The 19,768-nt window shown below is 48.3% G+C and carries 10 protein-coding genes; 2 read left to right on the top strand and 8 right to left on the bottom strand.

Annotation, left to right across the window (positions count from 1 at the left end; all coding sequences use genetic code 11):
* Positions 1–12 precede the first annotated feature (12 nt).
* The 4 genes from ppsA to EXU85_RS17780 form a co-directional block, all read right to left on the bottom strand.
* On the bottom strand, positions 13–2,706 hold the full coding sequence (ppsA, locus tag EXU85_RS17795; RefSeq protein ID WP_142773375.1) for a phosphoenolpyruvate synthase: 2,694 nt from the start codon (positions 2,704–2,706) through the stop codon (positions 13–15).
* 7 nt (positions 2,707–2,713) lie between these two features.
* The gene (locus EXU85_RS17790) at positions 2,714–3,169 is read right to left on the bottom strand and encodes a MarR family winged helix-turn-helix transcriptional regulator (RefSeq protein WP_142773374.1); all 456 of its coding nucleotides are present in this window, start codon (positions 3,167–3,169) and stop codon (positions 2,714–2,716) included.
* Positions 3,170–3,386: 217 nt separating this feature from the next.
* Positions 3,387–4,628, bottom strand: a complete 1,242-nt coding sequence (locus EXU85_RS17785) for a BamA/TamA family outer membrane protein (protein WP_142773373.1) — start codon at positions 4,626–4,628, stop codon at positions 3,387–3,389.
* Positions 4,629–4,787: 159 nt separating this feature from the next.
* Positions 4,788–5,534 carry a hypothetical protein gene (locus EXU85_RS17780; RefSeq protein ID WP_142773372.1) on the bottom strand — a complete coding sequence of 249 codons (747 nt, stop codon included), beginning with the start codon at positions 5,532–5,534 and terminating at the stop codon, positions 4,788–4,790.
* A gap of 168 nt (positions 5,535–5,702) precedes the next feature.
* Between EXU85_RS17780 and EXU85_RS17775 the strand changes: the two genes are divergently transcribed.
* Positions 5,703–8,795, top strand: coding sequence for an amidohydrolase family protein (locus EXU85_RS17775; RefSeq protein ID WP_142773371.1), 3,093 nt, complete (start codon positions 5,703–5,705; stop codon positions 8,793–8,795).
* 108 nt (positions 8,796–8,903) lie between these two features.
* On the top strand, positions 8,904–10,205 hold the full coding sequence (locus tag EXU85_RS17770) for an amidohydrolase family protein (RefSeq protein ID WP_142773370.1): 1,302 nt from the start codon (positions 8,904–8,906) through the stop codon (positions 10,203–10,205).
* Positions 10,206–10,299: 94 nt separating this feature from the next.
* On the opposite strand, the gene EXU85_RS17765 is transcribed toward EXU85_RS17770, so the two are convergent.
* The 4 genes from EXU85_RS17765 to EXU85_RS17750 form a co-directional block, all read right to left on the bottom strand.
* Positions 10,300–13,737, bottom strand: a complete 3,438-nt coding sequence (locus EXU85_RS17765; protein ID WP_142773369.1) for a VCBS repeat-containing protein — start codon at positions 13,735–13,737, stop codon at positions 10,300–10,302.
* A gap of 22 nt (positions 13,738–13,759) precedes the next feature.
* Positions 13,760–14,467, bottom strand: coding sequence for a hypothetical protein (locus EXU85_RS17760; RefSeq protein ID WP_142773368.1), 708 nt, complete (start codon positions 14,465–14,467; stop codon positions 13,760–13,762).
* Positions 14,468–14,552: 85 nt separating this feature from the next.
* A complete protein-coding gene (locus EXU85_RS17755) occupies positions 14,553–16,406 on the bottom strand; it encodes a RagB/SusD family nutrient uptake outer membrane protein (protein ID WP_142773367.1) in 1,854 nt (617 codons plus the stop codon).
* A gap of 18 nt (positions 16,407–16,424) precedes the next feature.
* On the bottom strand, positions 16,425–19,727 hold the full coding sequence (locus EXU85_RS17750) for a TonB-dependent receptor (RefSeq protein WP_142773366.1): 3,303 nt from the start codon (positions 19,725–19,727) through the stop codon (positions 16,425–16,427).
* Positions 19,728–19,768 lie beyond the last annotated feature (41 nt).

Raw genomic sequence — 19,768 nt, 5'->3', positions numbered from 1 at the left:
GCCATCCCCAGTTTATAGGATTTCTATATACCCTTCCGTTCCATTCACGCGAATGCGTTGGCCATCTTTTATCAGTTTGGTGGCATTTTCAACGCCCACAACGGCCGGTAAACCATATTCACGGGCGATAACCGCTCCGTGGGTCATCAGTCCACCCACTTCGGTGACCAGACCTTTTATAGCTACAAATAAAGGTGTCCAACTGGGGTCAGTAAAGGAAGTGACTAATATATCTCCCTCCTCAATAGCAGCCTCTTCCATGTGTAAGATAACACGCGCCCGCCCCTCAATAACGCCGGAAGAAACTGCCAGACCGGCAATAGCCTCAGCCGGGAGATTTTTTCGATTGTAGTTACCGGTAATGATTTCACCGTCGGACGTAATCACCCGTGGCGGAGTTAGTTTTTCATAGATTTTGAACTCGTCTTTTCGCTGGTCGATAATCTGGTAATCCAGTTTGTTTGTCGAAATGACTTCACGAAGCTCGTCAAACGTGAGATAGTAGCTATCTTCTTTTTCATGAAGAACGCCAGCTAGCACGAGCTTTTCGGCCTCTTTCAATAACGCCTGCTTATAAACAAAGAAGCGGCTAATTATGCCGTATTTGGGATATTCACGATAGCCGGCATAATTGCGGACCAGTTCGATCATTCGTTTTGTCTCTTCGGCTTTTTGTTCACCCTCCGGTAATTGCCTTAATCGCTCCAGTAACTCCTGTTCTTTTTTCAACGCGGCCTGCAAGCCATGCTCAAATTTTCGCTTGCTTTCACCAGACTCAAAGTTTTTGATATTACTAAGAATCGTAGGGACAAGTATAGTTGGCTTTTCGCTCCAACGAGTTTTCGTAATATCAATTTCTCCGGCACAGCGCATGCCGTATTTGTTGAGAAAAGCATAGACAGCATCCCGGCTCTCCTTACCGCCATCAAGCTTGTTCAGTTCATCCAAAAAGTCATCCTGTTTTGTTCCAGGCTGAATTTGGGAGAAATAGTTTATGACTTCCGGATAAGGACGGATTACATCAGCGACATCCAATAAGGCCAGTCCCATTTCTGAAGTAACATTGTTAGGTACGGATTGAGAAATCGTGTCTGCGGCATTTTTCTCACCCAGCCATTCGTTCATGTTGGCATTGATCCATGCTGCTGCATTCATGCCGGTCATAATCACCCCAAAACTCTGTGGATGAATAGTTGTTGTCTTGGACTGCTCAATATCTTCCAGGATAAAATCAAATAGATCTGACCCTGATTTTGTCTGGATGTTTTTCGTTAATGACTCTACCGCTGTTTGATTACGACTGATCAACTCAGAAACGATGGTTGGATCGTATTCATTTAATGCCTGATAATTCGGGAGTGGTCTGGCTTGATTGCTTTTTCCGGTGTCGGATTCTTTCTGATAGCTATCGGGATTATCCGGTAACGATTTTATAAAATCTTCCCGCTCTACGATGGTAGTCAGTGCGTCTCTGACGAGTGGATCAAATTTCCCCAGCATATCGATTATCGTTTTCCTGCCGGTAGTCGAAGCCAGCATCGGTGTAACATCAACAAACAACCTTCCACCGGCAATTCGCGTAGAGGGGGGAGTCATCAAGAGCCAACAAGACAACCCCAGTGGTTTCATCGCATCGGTCATCATTTGTTGATGACCAACAGATAAGTAGATGTGCAGGCCGCGCTTGGTCGGACCATCGGGCCGTTGCCCCAGCTCGGCATTTTTTGGATCGTTCGCTTCAGGAATGGGGTATAACGTGGTGATTGGACGGCTCTGGACAACGTAAACCGTATCACCAACAAAACACCATTCAATGTCCTGGGGGCTACCAAAATGGGTTTCGATGGTTCTGCCGATGCGTTCCAACTGTAAAATCTGCTCATCCGTCAACGTTTGGCTGTTCTGTTGCTCAGGCTCAATATCCTGTTCTTTCGTGCCACCATCTTTTGCCGCATAAATAGCCAGTTTTTTGGTGGATATCTTCTTATCGATAATCTCACCGTTGCGAACCTTAATGTTATCCGCATTCACCAGGCCGGAAACCAAGGCCTCACCAAGCCCAAAGCTGGCATCAATGGATACCACCTTTCGGTTACCACTGACGGGATCTGCGGTAAATAATATGCCTGCTGACTGCGGGAAGACCATCTTCTGAACGACTACCGCCAGTTGGACTTTACGGTGATCGAATGCTTTTTGAAGGCGGTAAATAACGGCCCGCTCGGTAAATAGCGATGCCCAGCATTTACTGGTATGAGACAGGATTTCCTCTTTACCGATAACATTTAAAAACGTATCCTGTTGGCCTGCAAAGGAGGCCGTTGGCAAATCCTCTGCGGTTGCGCTGGATCGTACTGCGTAGGCGTTAGTTTCCCCAAGTCTGAAGAGGAATTGGGTTATCTCATCAACGATGTCCTGAGGAATGGCTGTTTCTTCAATGACGTGGCGAATCTCAGCGCTAATCTCAGCGATTTTATCCCGGTCCTCCACCGTCAGCAGTGATAACTGATCAAGCAGTTCGTTCATTGATGGCGATTTCTCAATGATTCGTTTAAACGCTTCCGTAGAGATACAAAACCCATCTGGCACGTGGATTCCCTCCACCCGGGTAAGCTCGCCCAGGTTTGCGCCTTTACCCCCAACAAGACTAAGTTTTGACTTGTTAATGTCTTGAAAATTAAGTATGTATGGGCTGGTGCTTTTCATTGGACGATTAGTTTTCGTTGAGTGTATTGGTGGTTTCGTTCATTATATCAATTGCTTTTAACAAGTAGGTCTCTATGATTTTGATCTCCTCGTTCGAAAATGAAGCAGTCAGTTGTTCTGACTTAGTTCGGTAGTCTTTATAAAGCGGAACCAAAAGCGCCATTATAATTTCGGTGTTTGGTTCAATGATCACCTTCCGTCTGTCGTCCTGAGCGAATTGCCGTTTCACCAGGTTTTTCTTTTCAAATCGGTCTATCAAACCAGTTACAGCACCGGTTGTCAGGCCGGTTAACGATGACAACTCACCCGCTGTCATCTGCCCTTTCTCTAATAGAAATCCTAAGTATTTATGGTCGGTCCCGGAAAGTCCGGCCTTACGGGCAACGGCTTCGTGCATCTGAATAGAAGTGTATGCATACTGCTGACTCAGTTTCCTTATTTTTTTGATTAGGTCTTCCTGCATAGTATCTTATCTACTAAATATCTTAGTTACAAAGATAATGGCAAATCTGAAATGTGCCTAACTAATTTTTGTGGGTTTTAAGGACCTATCGCATAACCCTACCGCAAGTCTCGTGGCAGTAACTGGGAGCAAAACCAAACTGGTTATGAAGGGGGGAGAAATTAGGTAGCAAGCGCCTAAGCTCGAATAAAACCTGCTGAACTCTAAAAAACGGTTCTCAGAAAACTTCCCCTAGATTGAAGAATAACCCATGGGAGCCATCCATCCCGAAACCGTAGTCGACGGAGAGGTTGGTGCGGGAAATTTTATTCATTTTGATGCGGAGTCCACCTCCTAGGGCGGGTAAAACTTTTTCAAACTTTCCGCTCCCTAATTCAGTAACAGTCTGGGCGTTGGCAAAAACGACCCCGCCCAGCAGCCGGTCGTTGGTAATATGGAAACGGTATTCGGCTTCACCATACAGGAAATTCTTACCCCGGAATCTTCCCTGAATAAACCCCCGGCCAACATTCCCGGTGTTATCCCAGCCGGTGCTTGGTAAATCCAGAAACGGTGGGTCGCCATCTAGGGTAAACGCATTATACGACCATAAGGCCAGCACATTATCTGTGGTAGGAGAGAGGTGAAGGTATTTTCGGGCTTCCAGTAAGAGTGACTGATAGGTGTCATCGCTGCCCAGAACACTCATATTGGCCCGAAACACCGCGTTAATGTATAGGCCACCGGTAGGATTGATGGCGTTCTGGCGGTTATCATAGAGCAAATGGATGGCTGGTCCCGATGATACCGAGCGTCCCTGTACGCCAGCCGAATATCGGGAAATGCGGGTAAACTCCCGGACGTTATTATAGCTGTCGATGTTCCAGTGGAGATCCAGGTAATACCCAATACCTCCGTAAAAATTAACAGCAAGCCGTTTTAAAAAACTCTGATAAAATCGAAAGTAGGAATAGTCCATGTCGACAACCCGCGTGTCGGTAGAGGTATACATGCCCAGTCCGTAAGTGGCTTGTGGATAGTGCATGAGTCGCCAGTCGCTGGTCCATAGAAATCGATTATCCCGGCTCCAGATCATCGAATTGGTTGTAAGAATAATCTGGTTGTTCTGGGTATACGAGAGCTGGCCGCTCATCGACGACATATTGGCCCCGGGCATTCTGAACGGGGTATTGACCAGAACGGCCACCAGTGCTCTGGTTTGCAGGGTATAGCCCACCTGAGGGATGACTAATACAAATCGTTTACCTTCCTGTAGTGTAGATGAGTCGTGGGGGGTAATATGCAATCGGGGATACCAGCGTTTTACCAGATCAGCTACATCCTGTAAGTGATAGGCAGGCTGACTAACGGGGCGAGTGTTTTTTGAGGCTAGTGTATCAGCCAATGGCATCTGAGCCAGGCAACGAGGAGTACCCACGAAAATCAATAACCCCACCAACAATTGAGTACAAAATTTCATGAGTGGGGTTTAATAGAAGGCATAGATTGAAAAACAGTGTGTTAATGTGAAATTAGCACCGGGTTGATCGTATTCCACGCATACCCAAACGCAAAAAAACGCCTGAATGTTGCAAGTGAAAATGCCTGGGTGAAAAACTTGTTCTACACCCGTTCATTCTCAACGTTTGTTGTAATACAGGAACACGGCCTGTAGTCCTGCTCTGGATTTAAGGTCGGGTTTTTCGGTTTTCAGAAAAGCCTCTATCTGGCCTTTTTTGTCCATCATGAGTTCCAGTAACGCTTTTTTGCCCGGCGAAAACTTAGTGGCTTTCTTGTCGCGGGCTACATACCAGTCCATCTTTTTCATGTATTCATCGTCTTTCGTGCCGGTGTTCATGGCTACATTGAAATTAGCCTGTCGGATATAAACAGAAGGATGCTGAAGCAGATCAAGTTTACCCAGGACTACCTGTTCGAAAAAACCGTTCAGCTTTTCCGCTTCATCCTGATAATCATGCACACTCACAAATCGACTCACTGACCCGAAGGTGTTATTTATGTCGACGTAGCGAATGGATGTTGACTTGACAGCCTTGATGTCTTTAGCGCCAGCCTTAATCTCTACTTCATTGGTCGATAAATCCAGTCGTACGGGCACACCCGCCAGCGAATCGGTCGTTAATGAAACGCCTGGTTTTATATGAAACTTCACATTACCAGCCTGCCAGGTTGTATCCAGATAAGGATCGCCGATCAACTTACCCGCTGGGCCTTTGATCGTAAACAACGTTGCATTATTAGTGACGCTTAAATTGGTGAAGTTTATCCGGTCGCGCGTGGTTTGCGTCATGTATTCCGTTTGGGCTTGCGGGAACGCTGAGAACGAGATAAATAAAAAACAAAGAAGAGAAATGAGAGCACGCATGGTAGAAAAAAAAGAATGGTTATTACGGAATAAAGAATCAGTTTTCTCTGCTAAAATAAACTAAATTTCTTTATCCTCTTTAACGAAATCTTATTTGGATATACTGGCAGATGCCCCATTTATTTCTGTATTTTTGGCAGTTATCCCAATCATCAACTCATCAATTTCATGTTAAAACCTCTCCTGACAGGGCTGTTCGCAGTCGGTCTGACCTGCTCCTCTTTGGCTCAGACGACCTTTCCGCGAAATGGCGTTTACGACGAACGACCGGGGCTATATGCCTTCACCAACGCAACCATTATTGTTGATCCGCAAACTACTTTACAGAACGCAACGCTTCTGATTCGCAATGGGCGAGTTGAAGCCGTTGGTACGGCAGTCAGCGTACCTGCCGGAACCGTCGTAACCGATTTGAAAGGCAAGCGAATTTACCCCGCTCTGATTGACATTGATTCCGATTATGGAATGCCTGAAATCACGCGTGCCCCCGGTGGTGGTGGCCGAGGGGGTGGGGGAGCTCCTCAGTATGAATCGAACAAAAAAGGAGCATATTACTGGAACCAGGCAATCCAACCGGAAAACGACGCCAGTATACTCTTTAAAGCGAATACAGCCAAAGCCGACGAACTTCGTAAACTAGGCTTTGGGGCTGTGTTAACGCATGCCCATGATGGTATTGCCCGTGGAACTGGATCGTTAGTGACGCTTGCCGATGATCGTGAAAACACGCTGGTGCTGAAACCCAATATAACCGCACACTATTCCTTCAGCAAGGGTACATCAGGACAGCAGTACCCAAACTCCATGATGGGTACGGTGGCGCTGCTCCGGCAGGCGATGTACGACGCCGACTGGTATAAACAGGCCGGTAGTAAAGAGCAGGAAAATATGTCGCTTGCGGCACTGAACCGTACCCGATCGTTACCCACCATTTTTGAGGCAAACGATAAGTTAGGGATTTTACGGGCCGACAAAATTGGTGATGAGTTTGGTATTCAGTATATTATCCGAAGTACGGGTGATGAATACCAGCGTCTGGATGAGGTGAAGGCTACGGGCGCATCGCTGATTGTTCCGCTGAATTTCCCACAGCCTTATGATGTTGAAGATTCCTGGGATGCTGATAACGTTTCTCTGTCCGAACTTAAACACTGGGAGATGGCCCCACTGAACGCCGGGCGGGTAGCCATGGCGAATATTCCCTTTGCACTGACAACCGCCGGACTACGCAATAAGGCTGATTTCTGGGCTAATCTTCGCAAAGCGATTGAAAGTGGTTTGTCGGAACAAAAGGCTCTGGAAGCTCTGACAACTGTACCCGCTAAGTTAATCCACGCGGACGATATGCTGGGTACCTTGCAGAAAGGTCGCGTCGCGAATTTCATCATCACATCCGGTAACCTATTCAGTGCCGACAATGTGATTTATGAGAACTGGATGCAGGGTAAGCAGTACATTGTTGCCAATAAAAACGCAGCCGATTTACGGGGAACCTGGAATCTGACCGTTGGTGACCGAAGCAACCTTAAGCTGAATATCACCGGCAAGACCCTGGATAAGCCTGACTACCAGATTGTAGTCGATACGGTTAAACTAACGCCTAAAGTAACGGTAGCCGGGGATATTATTTCGATTCAGGTTCAACTGGATCGGCGGAGACCAGGTACGACACGCCTGACAGGCTACCGTACAGACACGACAATCAAAGGGGATGGCGAATCGCCGGATGGAAAGGCAATTACCTGGTCGGCAGTTCGTACCGGTGATGCCCCAGCCTCCACAACAGCCACGTCTACATCCGCAACGAGTTCGACTTCGGCAATAGCCTCCACAACGGCTACTGCACCGGGTAGCATCACTGCGGCCACGCTACTGTATCCATTTGTGGGTATGGGTAATCTGAAAAAGCCACAAGCTGAAACCGTACTGATTAAGAATGCGACGGTTTGGACGAATGAGAAAGACGGTATCCTGACCAGTACAGATGTGCTGGTAGAGGGTGGTAAGATTTCTAAAATCGGTAAAAGTCTCACCGTTCCAGCAAACGTGAAAGTGGTGGATGGAACCGGTAAGCACCTGACCAATGGTATTATCGACGAACACTCACACATTGCGTTGCTGTCCATTAACGAAGGGGGGCAATCCAGTTCGGCGGAGGTACGCATGGCCGATGTAATCAACCCGGACGATATCAATATTTACCGCCAACTAGCCGGTGGGGTTACTACGTCGCAACTGTTGCACGGCTCGGCTAACGCCATCGGTGGGCAGTCGGCTATTGTGAAGCTGAAGTGGGGTGAGTCGGCAGATGGGATGCTCATCAAAGGTGCCGATGGGTTTATCAAGTTTGCCCTTGGCGAAAACGTCAAACAAGCCAACTACCCAAACCCGAACGTGCTAACCCGTTTCCCACAGTCGCGTATGGGCGTAGAGCAGGTGTATATGGACCACTTTACCCGTGCAAAGGAGTATGCGAAAGGATGGGCTGATTACAATAAGCTGACGGCTAAAGAAAAAGCCACGGCTATTGCTCCCCATCGGGATATTGAACTCGATGCATTAGCTGAAATTCTGGCTCACAAACGGTTCATTACCTGTCACTCCTACGTGCAGTCTGAAATCAATATGTTGCTGAAAGTGGCCGATTCACTGGGATTCAAAGTAAATACGTTTACCCACATTCTGGAAGGGTATAAGCTGGCCGACAAAATGGCGAAGCATGGGGTTGGTGGTTCGTCCTTTGCCGACTGGTGGGCGTACAAAATGGAAGTGCACGATGCCATTCCGTACAACGCGGCCCTTATGCACCGCCAGGGTGTAACGGTTTCTATCAACTCCGATGATGCCGAAATGGCCCGTCGGTTGAATCAGGAAGCAGCTAAAACGGTCGAATACGGTGGCATACCTGAAGAGGATGCCTGGAAAATGGTAACGCTTAACCCAGCTAAATTGCTGCACTTGGATAGCAAGCTAGGTAGTATCAAAGCCGGTAAAGATGCCGACCTGGTGCTTTGGAATGCCCATCCATTGTCTATTTATGCCCGCCCTGAAATCACGATGATTGAAGGAGCCACCTACTTCAGCCTTAAAGATGAAGACGCCAAGCGGGACGCTCTGCAAGCCGAACGTGCCCGGATTATTCAGAAGATGCTAACGGCTAAAGCCGGTGGTGCATCCACCGTTCGACCTAACTTCCGTCGGGCTCGTATGTTCCATTGCGAAGATGTAGAAGGTGTTATGGCTGAAGAGGAGGAAAAATAGAACCGCACGGGCGGCCCCGCGGGATTTAGCTGATTTATGGATTAAAACAGATTTCGCTTGTCTGTGGCCACTGTGAATCCTCTGTTCCTCTGTGTTTAAAAAACTATCATGAAAAAAATCTTAATTCCCATATTAACCCTGGTCGCGCTTACGAGCTACGGCCAGAACCCCGCTCCGGCTAAGCCGCAGACGAAGGCTATTGCGCTTACAGGTGGTACTGTACACGTGGGTACCGGACAGGTAATTCCCAACGGTGTTGTCCTGTTTAGCAATGGCGTCATTACAAATGTCGTAGATGGAACGACGGTTAAGCTCAATCTGACTGATGTGGAGGTGATCGACGTGTCGGGCAAGCATGTGTATCCGGGCATTATCTCTCCGGTATCAACGGTGGGTTTACAGGAAACCGGGGCCGTTCGCGCTACAGTCGATAAGCAGGAAATTGGTATTCTGAATCCCAATATTCGGGCCTTGATTGCCTACAATACGGATTCTGAAATCATTCCGACCATTCGAAATAATGGTGTGCTGTTTTCGCAGGCCACCCCACAAGGCGGTACCATTTCGGGAAGTTCGAGTGTCATGATGTCCGACGGCTGGAACTGGGAAGATGCTGCGCTTAAAAAAGACGATGGTCTCTGGCTCAACTGGCCTGCCTATTTAGCAAGAGACTTTAACCTGGAAGACTTCTCAACAATTGTTCGCAAAAACGAACGACGCGGCCCTGCCATTGAAGCGTTGCGAGCCACGTTTGCCGATGCTAAGGCTTATGCAGCGCTCACGAATCCAACCCCAATGAACCTCAAGCTGGAAGCGATGAAGGGCATATTCACGGGGAAACAGAATCTATACATCCGGGCCGATTATGGTAAGGACATTATGGAAGCCGTTACGTTCGCCAAGTCATTGGGTGTGCAGAAAGTAGTGATCGTTGGGGGTGAAGAAGCTTACCGTGTCACTGCGTTCCTGAAGGAAAACAATATTCCGGTTATCTTGAGTGAATTACACCGCTTGCCTAACCGCGAAGACGAAGACGTTGACATGCCCTATCGAATGCCGGGTATTCTGCAAAAGGCTGGTATTCTGGTTGGACTGAGTTATGCCGATGGCTGGTGGCGGACACGTAATCTGCCGTTTCTGGCCGGTACAGCCGCTGGTTTTGGCGTGACAGATCGAGAAGAGGCCCTGAAAATGGTAACCTCGAACACAGCTAAAATTCTGGGTATCGATAACCTCGTGGGTACACTTGAAAAGGGCAAACAGGCTACGTTGTTTGTTTCGGCGGGCGATGCGTTAGATATGCGGACTAATGTAATTGAACAGGTGTTTATTCAGGGTCGGAAGGTAAATCTGGATGATCGCCATAAGCGCCTTTACAAGACGTATAAAGACAAATACGAAGGCAAGTAATAGATAAAAGAGATTAACCACAGAGGCACGGAGAATACAGAGTTAGACAGTCCTAAACTCTGTATTCTCCGTGCCTCTATGGTTAATCCTTTTTTTATGGATGAGCGAGTTGGTAAGTCCGCAAAGACTGTTGATTAATGCCGAAGAGCAAATTGCTTCCAACTGTTAGCACAGAGCGCACATCGCCCGTCAGTTGAAATCCCGCCTGTTGCTGCGGCACCGCCGAAAAATTCCCCTTCCCATCGCCCCGCAATAACAACCCATAGTTGGCATCCGCCCGACCAAACCGTAAGCGAGCTTGTGCCGTATTACCGCACAGAAGCAGATCTTTTCGCCCGTCCTGATCATAATCCAGGGAAGTAATGGTGAAAATTGGGGATTCCTGAACCGTTAAAGGAAGGGCTTTCTCGGTCAGCTTACCACCTGGCGAATTCATGAAAAGCGTTGTTTTTAGCTCATTTGCTATCAATTTGCTCGAGCCTTCTAATTGCTCTTTAGTAAAGACGTCATCCAGCGTTGCATTCGAATAACTGTCGTAATTCGTGAAGCGGTGGCGCAGCATGCCCAGTTGATCCAGTAGTTCATCGCGGGTGGCGTGGGGGTAGCTTTTGCCCTGAACATACAGGCACAGGATTGGATCTATCTTGCCATTGTTGTCGAAATCTTTGTAAATCAGTTCGGCAGGTTCTTTGTCACTGGCGCGGCACTGAGTATTCAACCCCTGATTCCCGACGACAAGGTCAGGTCGGCCGTCGCCATTGAAATCGTCTACCAGTAGTTTATTCCACCAGCCGCGGTACTCTTTGTTGAAGTAGGTTTTCGTCTGTTCGGTTAGTTGTCCTCCGTTACCGACCCCCAAGACAATGACAGGCATCCACTCGCCGACAACAATTAGTTCTGGCTTCTTGTCGGCGTTCAGGTCAACCCAGGCGGCATCGGTTACCATGCCCAGCGTAGACAGCATGGGTGCTAACTTGGCTGTCTGATCACTAAAGGTTGGTTGACCGCCTGTTCCTTTACTATTGTTTATTAGCAAAAAGCTCTTTGGTGTTTCGGGGTAACGTCCCGGCACCACCCGACCACCCACGAACAAATCCGGGCGTCCATCGCCATTTACATCGGCTACCCGAACACAGGCTGCGCTGGTGTTCATTGCAGGTAAGGCACTGGGGCTTTTGCTGAAATTCCCTTTCCCGTCATTCAGATAAAGCCGATCCTGTAGAAGAGGATCACCAGGTAGTAGGTTACCGTAGCCACCACTACAAACATAAAGATCGGGGAAACCGTCAGCGTTGGCATCGAAGAAAACAGCATCGGCATCATTGCTCAATTTGTCAGCCTCAAAGGCGGACTCAGCCTTGCGACTGAACGAGCTACCAGCCTGTTGGATAAACAACGCGCCAGCCTGTTCGATGCTCCCACCTACATACACGTCCTCACGACCGTCGCCGTTTACGTCGGCTTTCGCTAAGCAAGGTCCATTAAATGACTGGGCATTGACCAGGAGGGTCTGTCGTTTGAAGTCGTTGACTTTGTTAATAGGATCGGTGAAGGCAATCGGTGATTGTACGGGCCGGAATAGGGAAGGGGCAATTGGTACCGTTTTACCAGGAGACTGCGCATTTTTTTCCTGTACCGTGAGCATCTGATCCGCTTTCACATTGGTGAGTAGCTGCTCTTTACCCGTTGGCCATACAACACGAAGAGAATCGATGACTGGGTCAGTTCCCAAGCCAAAATGAAGCCGGGGCGACATGCTGGACTGATAGCCACGGGTTGGCATTTGCTCAACGTACTGTAGCTTACCCTTTCGATAAAGCGTCACTTTGGTGCCAACGCCCTGAGTATTGGCCCCGTTACCTGTCAGTTGTACAGTTAGGTAATGATGATGAAGTTCTTTGTTGGCCTCATTTTGAAAAATAAAGGCGGGTTGATTCGTATTATTAACCACCAAATCCAGATCGCCATCGTTGTCGAGGTCGGCGTAGGCCGCCCCTGTGCTGTTGGAATGCTGCGTTAGTCCCCAGGCTGTGCCAACATTCGCGAAGGTAACGGCATCGGCCTGTTCGCCCCCACGATTCCGGAACATATAATTCACGACATTAGAGGAAGGTATTTTATGCACCAGTTCCAGAACATCTTCGCGCCTGAAATTGGCCGGGCGGTTCTGCATATAGTCGGTCATGTACTTCAGGAAATCCTGATTGGTATAATCCCGAACGTACCCATTGGTCACGTACAAATCTTTCCAGCCATCATTATCATAGTCGGCCAATAGGGGAGACCAACTCCAATCGGTATTCGATACACCAGCCAACTGACCCATTTCGGAGAATAAAGGCGTGGCGCCCCGAGCACGGCGTATGGCAGTTCCCTGCATCAACCCTTCATTAATCTGAAGCATATTGCGCATGTGCTGGTAATGAAAGCCTGATTGGACACTGAGGTCAAATTTGTCGTAGTTGTCGGGAGCCATCAGCAGCTTCTGCCGCCGATTATCTTCGGGCAGCATATCGAGTGTTAGGATGTCCGGGCGGCTGTCGTTGTTTACATCGGCCACGTCGTTTCCCATCGAAAAATGGGATATATGCCCAATGCTGTTTTTTAACTGATTGGTGAAGGTAGGCCCCCCCGCCCGGCCACCCTGGTTATTGATGTATAGGTAATCGGGCACACCATAATCATTGGAGATATAAAGATCAGGCCAGCCGTCCGCATTCAGGTCGGCCACGCCAACCCCCAAGCCATAACTTAGCACCGAACTGCTCAGTCCAGACTGTTCCGTAACATCGTCAAAATGATTGCCGGTATTCTTCAAGAGTCGAACCCCGATTTCTGGATTCGGTTGTTTCATGATGGCCGCCGTGGCCTGCGGATCGAGTATGGGCAACAGGCGAGGGTTATGGTTGAGCAAAAACAGGTCGAGGTCACCATCTCGGTCGTAATCAAAAAACGTTGCTTGTGTACTCTGACCGGGTCTGTCTAAGCCGTATTGGGCCGTCTGGTCAGAAAAATGCGGAATGCCCTGTGCATCGGGGCCATCGTTGATGAAGAGTTGGGGGATTCGTTTTTGGGGCGGCAAACTTCCTGAATAGCAGACGAATAAGTCAAGTCGACCATCGCCGTTGACATCGACCATTGACACGCCTGTCCGCCAGGGACCTTCCCGTCCGGCCACACCTGCTGTTGCCGTTACATCGGTAAATTGTAGCCCTCCTTTATTGATATACAACTGATTAGGAACCATGTTACCACTGAAAAAAATATCTTCCAGTCCATCACCGTTCAAATCCCCGATGGCAACACCACCGCCATTGTAGAAGTATTCATACATCAGGACGTTGGTATTCAGTCCTTCGGTCAGGTTATTGGAAAAAGTAACGCCGGTTTGTTCGGGCGATAGCGAGGTGAAAAGGACAGGAGTATCTGTAGCGTTGGAATGTTCGTCGGAGGAAGAATCCTGGCAGCTGTTCGTCCATAGACAGGCTATCAGTAGTAAGCCACTGTATATTGAACGTAGAATTAGTTTCATAGATAAAAACGAAAAGTGGCGTTTATAGCAAGCTGCTACAATAAGTAAGTAGTTCTTTTACGTCAGTCTCCTGCTTGAAGTCGATGGATTTGCCTGTTAGGTAGGTCAGTACTTGTTCACGGTGTTTGCCAAATACCTTTAGAAGATTAGCTTTATTAATGGGGTTAGAGCGCTTATTCTGATCAATAATAAAGTAAGTTTTATCAACTATCAATAGAAGATCACCTTTTGGGTCAAGCTTATTTACTGACGTATTATCCGATAAATAAAACTGATAATTAGTTATGGACGAGCTTCCCGACGATTGTCCATAAGCGGCCAACTTTTCATTTTTTGCCGTTTTCAGCCCTTGTTTTACCGCTAGCTTCACCGAAGTATAGTCGCCAATAATTTCCAGATAACCTGATCGCTGATCATACCAGAAGACAGTATTCCCAATCCCAACTAGTTGGACTGTGGGTTGATCAGCCACGGCTAGTGTATCACCTCGTGAATCAATGAATTGCATTTCGCCCAATAAAACATTGTAATTGAACCGGGCTGTCCCTGATGTTCCATTCTGGAATAAAATTGAACCATCGCGAAACTGATCAAATCGGTATCGGTCTGGTATGGGAATCGTTCTAACCTCACTGATACCGCCTTTCACCCGAATCACACGAGTTGACTGAGCCTGAGACGTATGGTGGATCACTATCCCGACTATTAAGGCAATTAAGAGAGGTTTCATAGCAGTAAAACGAATTATCAGCAAAAAACTGGTGCCAGCACATTGCTGCGCCGACACCAGTTCTGCATTACAACCAACCTATTGGTTATTGGTAACCGGGGTTTTGAACTAGTTTGTTATTCCGGTTGATTTCATCCCGACTGATGGGTAGGAAATAGATTTTATCGTCCCACTTTCGGTTTTCTTTACCTGTGCCCAGATCCTGTACGCTATAGGTATAGTTGTAGTTTTCTTTACTATACTTATAGGTCGTGACCGATTTGCCCGGTTTGAGTTTACCCGTGATCGAAATAATTCGGGCTTGCTGGCCGAGTACGGTTGGCGCAATCATCCACCGACGAACGTCGTAGAAACGCTGATCTTCCAAAAACATTTCAACGTTTCGCTCATTCTGGTAGCGCGCTATTAGGGCAGCACCTGTTTCGGTGATGGCGGGCATACCCACCCGGAAGCGAACGGCGTTGATCCATTTCTTGGCTTCCGCTTCCTGACCCAGCATCAAACAGGTTTCAGCGTAGTTAAGCACCACTTCCGTGTAGCGAATCTGGATAGACGGAATTTCCTGACGGATGTTCTGATCCACAATAGAAACGTCGGTATTGAAAAACTTACGAATAGCGTAGCCTGTCCAGGTACCGTTCCAGTTTTCGATTGTGCTGTTACGTGTATCTAAGCCCGAAAACTTAGTAGGGGCGGCTGAGGTACCTACTTCGTATTCGCCCATTTGAATTTGCCCAGCAGGATCAATACCGGCGCCATCGGGCGTGCGGGGTTTCCACTGTGCACCATCGTACAGGATCGAGGCATAGAAGCGGGGGTCGCGGTTTTCGTAAGGAGCTGCAGCATGGGTCGGGTTTTTCCAATCGAACTTCGTGCCGTCCATCATTTCGTAGTTATCGACCATTTGCTGGGTTGGTTCGCTGGAAGTCCAGCCATGGTATCCGTTAGGCTGGTTATTGCGCGGGAACCAGGAACCCCAGTCGTCATTGGATGCCCGGATGTAGTATTTCAGGAAAATACCATCCGTTTCACCACCGTTTTGCGACAGAGACAAGTTAATATAGTTCTGTTGCCCTTCGGCAGCTGTAACAGGAGCGGTCAGGTTCAATTTGTAACCGTACAGATTCAGATCCATTACGGCTTTCGCTGCATCCTGAGCTTTTTTCCAGCGAGTTGTCCGGTCGCCACTCACATAACCCAGCAGTTCAGGCTTAGCGAAGCCGGCAATTACACTCGACTTGGCTTTGGCCGTTGGGATGTCGTGGAGATCACTGGCGGCATACAATAGTACCCGTGCCTTGAGGGCCATGGAAGCGCCCATCGTAGCCCGGCCAGCGGCCATGCTCCTGCCTTTTAACAGCGTAGAAGCTGAATCCAGGTCCGTAACAATGGCGTTGACGCACTCTTCATACGTATTCCGGGCAATCGTAAAATCTGGTTCGTCCAGCGTATAAGGCGTTTTGATGATGGGCACCGCCCCATAATAACGCAGCAACTGATTGTAGAAGTAGGCGCGCATAAAATACATTTCACCGCGCATCCGTCCGGCCAGATCACCACTATTATCAAATGTGGGCTTGGCTAATTTTGACAGGGCAATGTTAGCGGACCGAATCCGGGCGTACATTTCCTGCCATTCCATCGTACTTTTAACCGTACCCGTGTTAGATGGGCTAACGTTTGCTTCGTTAACGTCCTGTTTGCCAAAGCTATACAGGGCATTATCAGTCTGGCAGTCAAAACTCATTTGATCCAGTAGACCATCCCGAATTCCGTTATACACATCCGTTACGAACGCTTCGGAAAGGGAACGGTCGGACCAGACAGCGTCGCCCGACACCTTATCAAGCGGTTTCGTATTCAGGAAATCGGTGTTACAGGCGATCATCGTTGTGCCTAATAACAGGCTAAACGATAGACACTTTGCTATATAGTTCATACTTGTCTGATTAATCGTTTAGAAACTAACTGTTAAACCCGTGTTGATAACCCGCGCCTGTGGGTAATACTGGCCACCACTGTTAGTCGATTCTGGATCGAATATACCTTTCATATCAGGTGAATAAGTTGCCAGGTTAAGGCCGTTTACATATACACGCAGGTTACTCAGGCCAACCTTATTTGAAATCGTATTCGGCAACGTGTAGCCTAATTCCAGGTTTTTCAGGCGCAGATAGTCTGTGCTTCTCAGCCAGTAGCTGGTACCATTGGAGAAATACTGGTTGCTCCGATCTACAATGCGTGGGTCAACGGTACTTGGATTATCTACGGTCCAGCGGTGATCGTAGCTGTACTTCAGGAAGTTACCAATCGTGCCCGACTCAGTTTGGAGGAAGATCTGAGCGCCTGTTGAGCCTTGTAAGAGGATGCTGAGGTCGAAGTTTTTGTACCGAACACTGGCATTCAAACCACCCTGAAAACGAGGCTGGTTGTTGCGGTCGGCCCGTACACGATCGTCACCATTGATCTTACCATCACCGTTGATATCCTTCAGCTTCATATCACCAGGGCGTAACAGACTCGCACCTACACCGCTGTAATCCAGTTTATTGGCATCAATTTCGGCCTGTGTACTAAAAATGCCATCGTACTGATAGAGGAGCGTACCATTGGCATTGTTGGGGTTATTTACATCAGATGGAATGGGTTTACCCGTTGAACGCTGCCACTCTGGGGCACCTGGCGTTTCATCCCAGAACGTAATTTCATTCTTGGCGTAGCCACCATTCACGCTGACGCTGTATTTCAAGTCGCCAGCCTGTCCATTATAGCCAACCCGGAATTCATAACCCTTGTTGGTAACCTTACCGATGTTGGTAGCGGGTAAGGTGGCACCCGTTGTTTGCGGGATAGACGCACTCTTGCGCCACAGGATATTCGACCGTTTATTCTGAAACACGTCGAATTCGAAGAACACCTTCCCGTTGAGCAGAGAGCCTTCCAGACCAATGTCCGAATTGTTGGCTACTTCCCAGGTTAGAGACGTGTTGGGAACACCATTTTCGTAGAGCGTTTGCGAAACCTGGTTATTTATGACATAGCCCCAGTTCGAGTTGACGCGGTCGCCGTAGGCATACGTTGGCAAGTAATCATATTCGCGCAGGGTATTATTGAAATATACCTGATCGTTACCCAACTGGCCCCAGGATGCCCGCAGTTTCAGGGAGCTAACTACTGGTAGGGCTTTCTTGAAGAAATCTTCTTCTGAGATACGCCAGCCCGCTGTTACACCGGGGAAGAAACCCCATCGGCTTGAAGCGGGGAACATGTACGACCCATCGTACCGCCACAGGAATTCGGCCAGATATTTCTCTTTGTAATTGTAGGCGGCCCGACCGAAGTAACTCATGCGAGCCCGTTGCCAGATTGGTGTTTGAGTTGGATCATTGGTGGCAACCTGTTGGGAACTCCCCCCGGCAAATAACTGATCAATAGCCGTCGAGTTAAAGTACTGGCGGAAACCTCGGAAACCGTTTGAATTAGATTGCTCTTTGGTAATACCGGCCAACAGCGTAACGGCATGATTTGCCCCAAAAGTGCGGTCATAAGACAAGATACCGGAAAGCAACGAGTTGAACTGATCGTTTGTGTACTGGTTAAGCGTTGCCTGAGCTGGTCCTTTCTGTACGCGCTGAAGAAGCGGTTCCTTTGTGGTTGGGTCGTAGGAGGTATAATCCCAGCTATAAACGAACCACGGAGTTTGCCAGGTTTTACCCTGCTGGATGTACTTATCTAACGCTACGCTACCAGTTAACTTTAACCCTGGAATCCAGGGGTTCGTAATATTAATACTGGCGTTACTTTGCACATAATAGCGTGTGTCTCTGTTATAACCTGTTGCATCGGTCGTGACTAGTACGGGCTGTTGTCCATTCTCGATATCAGGAGCAGGTAGCCCATTTGGCCAGAAAGCGGGTTTGTTTGGATAGCCCCGCATGAGCATCCGGAAAATAGCCCCTGGGTCTACCGTTGGATTGAACCTATTCTCCTGACGGCCCACCACACCCGTAACCAGATTAATATACTTACTGATTTTGGCATCCAGATTCAGGCGGAAGTCGTATTGCTTATAACCTGTAGCCGATTTATTGTAGTAGCCATCCTGGTTTTGGTAATTGACGGAGGTCAGATATTTGATATTTTCCGAACCACCCACCAATTGCAATGTGTGCCTCACTTGGGGCGACCAGGTTTTTAGAGCTGCGCCGAACCAGTCAGTATTTGGGTGTCCCCAGGGGTCTGAACCATCCTGAAACTTCTTGATATCATCGGGAGAGTAAGCGGCTTTAACAATAGCTCCATTGTCGGGCCGGGTGTAACTTCCCGTAGTATTGAATGCTGCATTAGCATCTTTCCAATACTGCGAAGGCAGGTTGTTATACAGATTAATCTCGTTATTCAACTGAGCATATTCGGCCGCTGATGCCATCTTGGGAATAACAGTTGGTTGAGCAAAGCCCTGATTGAAGCTGTATGACAACTCCGGTTTACCGCTTTTACCCCGTTTGGTCGTTACCAGAATTACCCCGTTGGCCGCCCGCGAACCATAGATAGCTGCCGAGGCATCTTTCAGAACCGACATGCTTTCGATATCAGCCGGATTCAGGCGATCAATACCCCCGGCCCGGGCGGGTACACCATCAATAACGATCAGAGCATCGTTATTTCCCAGGGTGTTTGACCCACGAATCCGAATGGCAGCACCGTCATTCCCTGGTTGACCACTGGAATTTGTGGCAATAACGCCTGGCATCCGGCCCGCAATGGAATTACTCAGGTTTACGGCTGGTGACTTGATCAGATCGGTTCCTTTTACCGTGGCTACGGCTCCCGTTACGGTTTCTTTTTTCTGCTCACCATAACCCACGACAACAACTTCATTCAACATTTTGTCGTCGGAAGCCATCGTGACGTCAAGTGAGCTTCGGCCAGCCACAGCGATTTCCTGGCTTACATAGCCGATGTAGGAAAACACAAGCGTTTCGGTGCCTCGTGCCAGATTCAGTGTGTAACCACCATCAGCGGAGGTAACCGTACCGGTAGTGGTTCCTTTCACCACAATACTAACACCTGGCAGAGCTAAGCCCTGCGCATCAATCACTTTGCCCGTTAGCTTCGACTGAGCAAAAGCGCCTATCGAGCAAAATAAACTGAACAGGAGGAGAGAACAGAACGCGATTCGCCTGGGTCGGATCGCATTGGTTAGGAAGGTGTCATCTCGTAGAAAGAAGACCTTCTGGTGTGTACATTCTTTTTGCATAAGCTTAACCTGTATAGGGGTTTGTAACAACAGGGAAAGCT

This window comes from Spirosoma sp. KCTC 42546 (genome assembly GCF_006965485.1).
Lineage (GTDB): Bacteria > Bacteroidota > Bacteroidia > Cytophagales > Spirosomataceae > Spirosoma.
This window is presented reverse-complemented; position numbering and strand designations above follow the sequence as displayed.

Excerpts from the sequence above, each read along its gene's own strand:
- EXU85_RS17780 (WP_142773372.1), bottom strand. The coding sequence starts at position 5,534 with ATGCGTGCTCTCATTTCTCTTCTTTGTTTTTTATTTATCTCGTTCTCA.
- EXU85_RS17765 (WP_142773369.1), bottom strand. The coding sequence starts at position 13,737 with ATGAAACTAATTCTACGTTCAATATACAGTGGCTTACTACTGATAGCC.
- ppsA (WP_142773375.1), bottom strand. The coding sequence starts at position 2,706 with ATGAAAAGCACCAGCCCATACATACTTAATTTTCAAGACATTAACAAG.
- EXU85_RS17755 (WP_142773367.1), bottom strand. The coding sequence starts at position 16,406 with ATGAACTATATAGCAAAGTGTCTATCGTTTAGCCTGTTATTAGGCACA.
- EXU85_RS17785 (WP_142773373.1), bottom strand. The coding sequence starts at position 4,628 with ATGAAATTTTGTACTCAATTGTTGGTGGGGTTATTGATTTTCGTGGGT.
- EXU85_RS17770 (WP_142773370.1), top strand. The coding sequence starts at position 8,904 with ATGAAAAAAATCTTAATTCCCATATTAACCCTGGTCGCGCTTACGAGC.
- EXU85_RS17760 (WP_142773368.1), bottom strand. The coding sequence starts at position 14,467 with ATGAAACCTCTCTTAATTGCCTTAATAGTCGGGATAGTGATCCACCAT.
- EXU85_RS17750 (WP_142773366.1), bottom strand. The coding sequence starts at position 19,727 with ATGCAAAAAGAATGTACACACCAGAAGGTCTTCTTTCTACGAGATGAC.
- EXU85_RS17775 (WP_142773371.1), top strand. The coding sequence starts at position 5,703 with ATGTTAAAACCTCTCCTGACAGGGCTGTTCGCAGTCGGTCTGACCTGC.
- EXU85_RS17790 (WP_142773374.1), bottom strand. The coding sequence starts at position 3,169 with ATGCAGGAAGACCTAATCAAAAAAATAAGGAAACTGAGTCAGCAGTAT.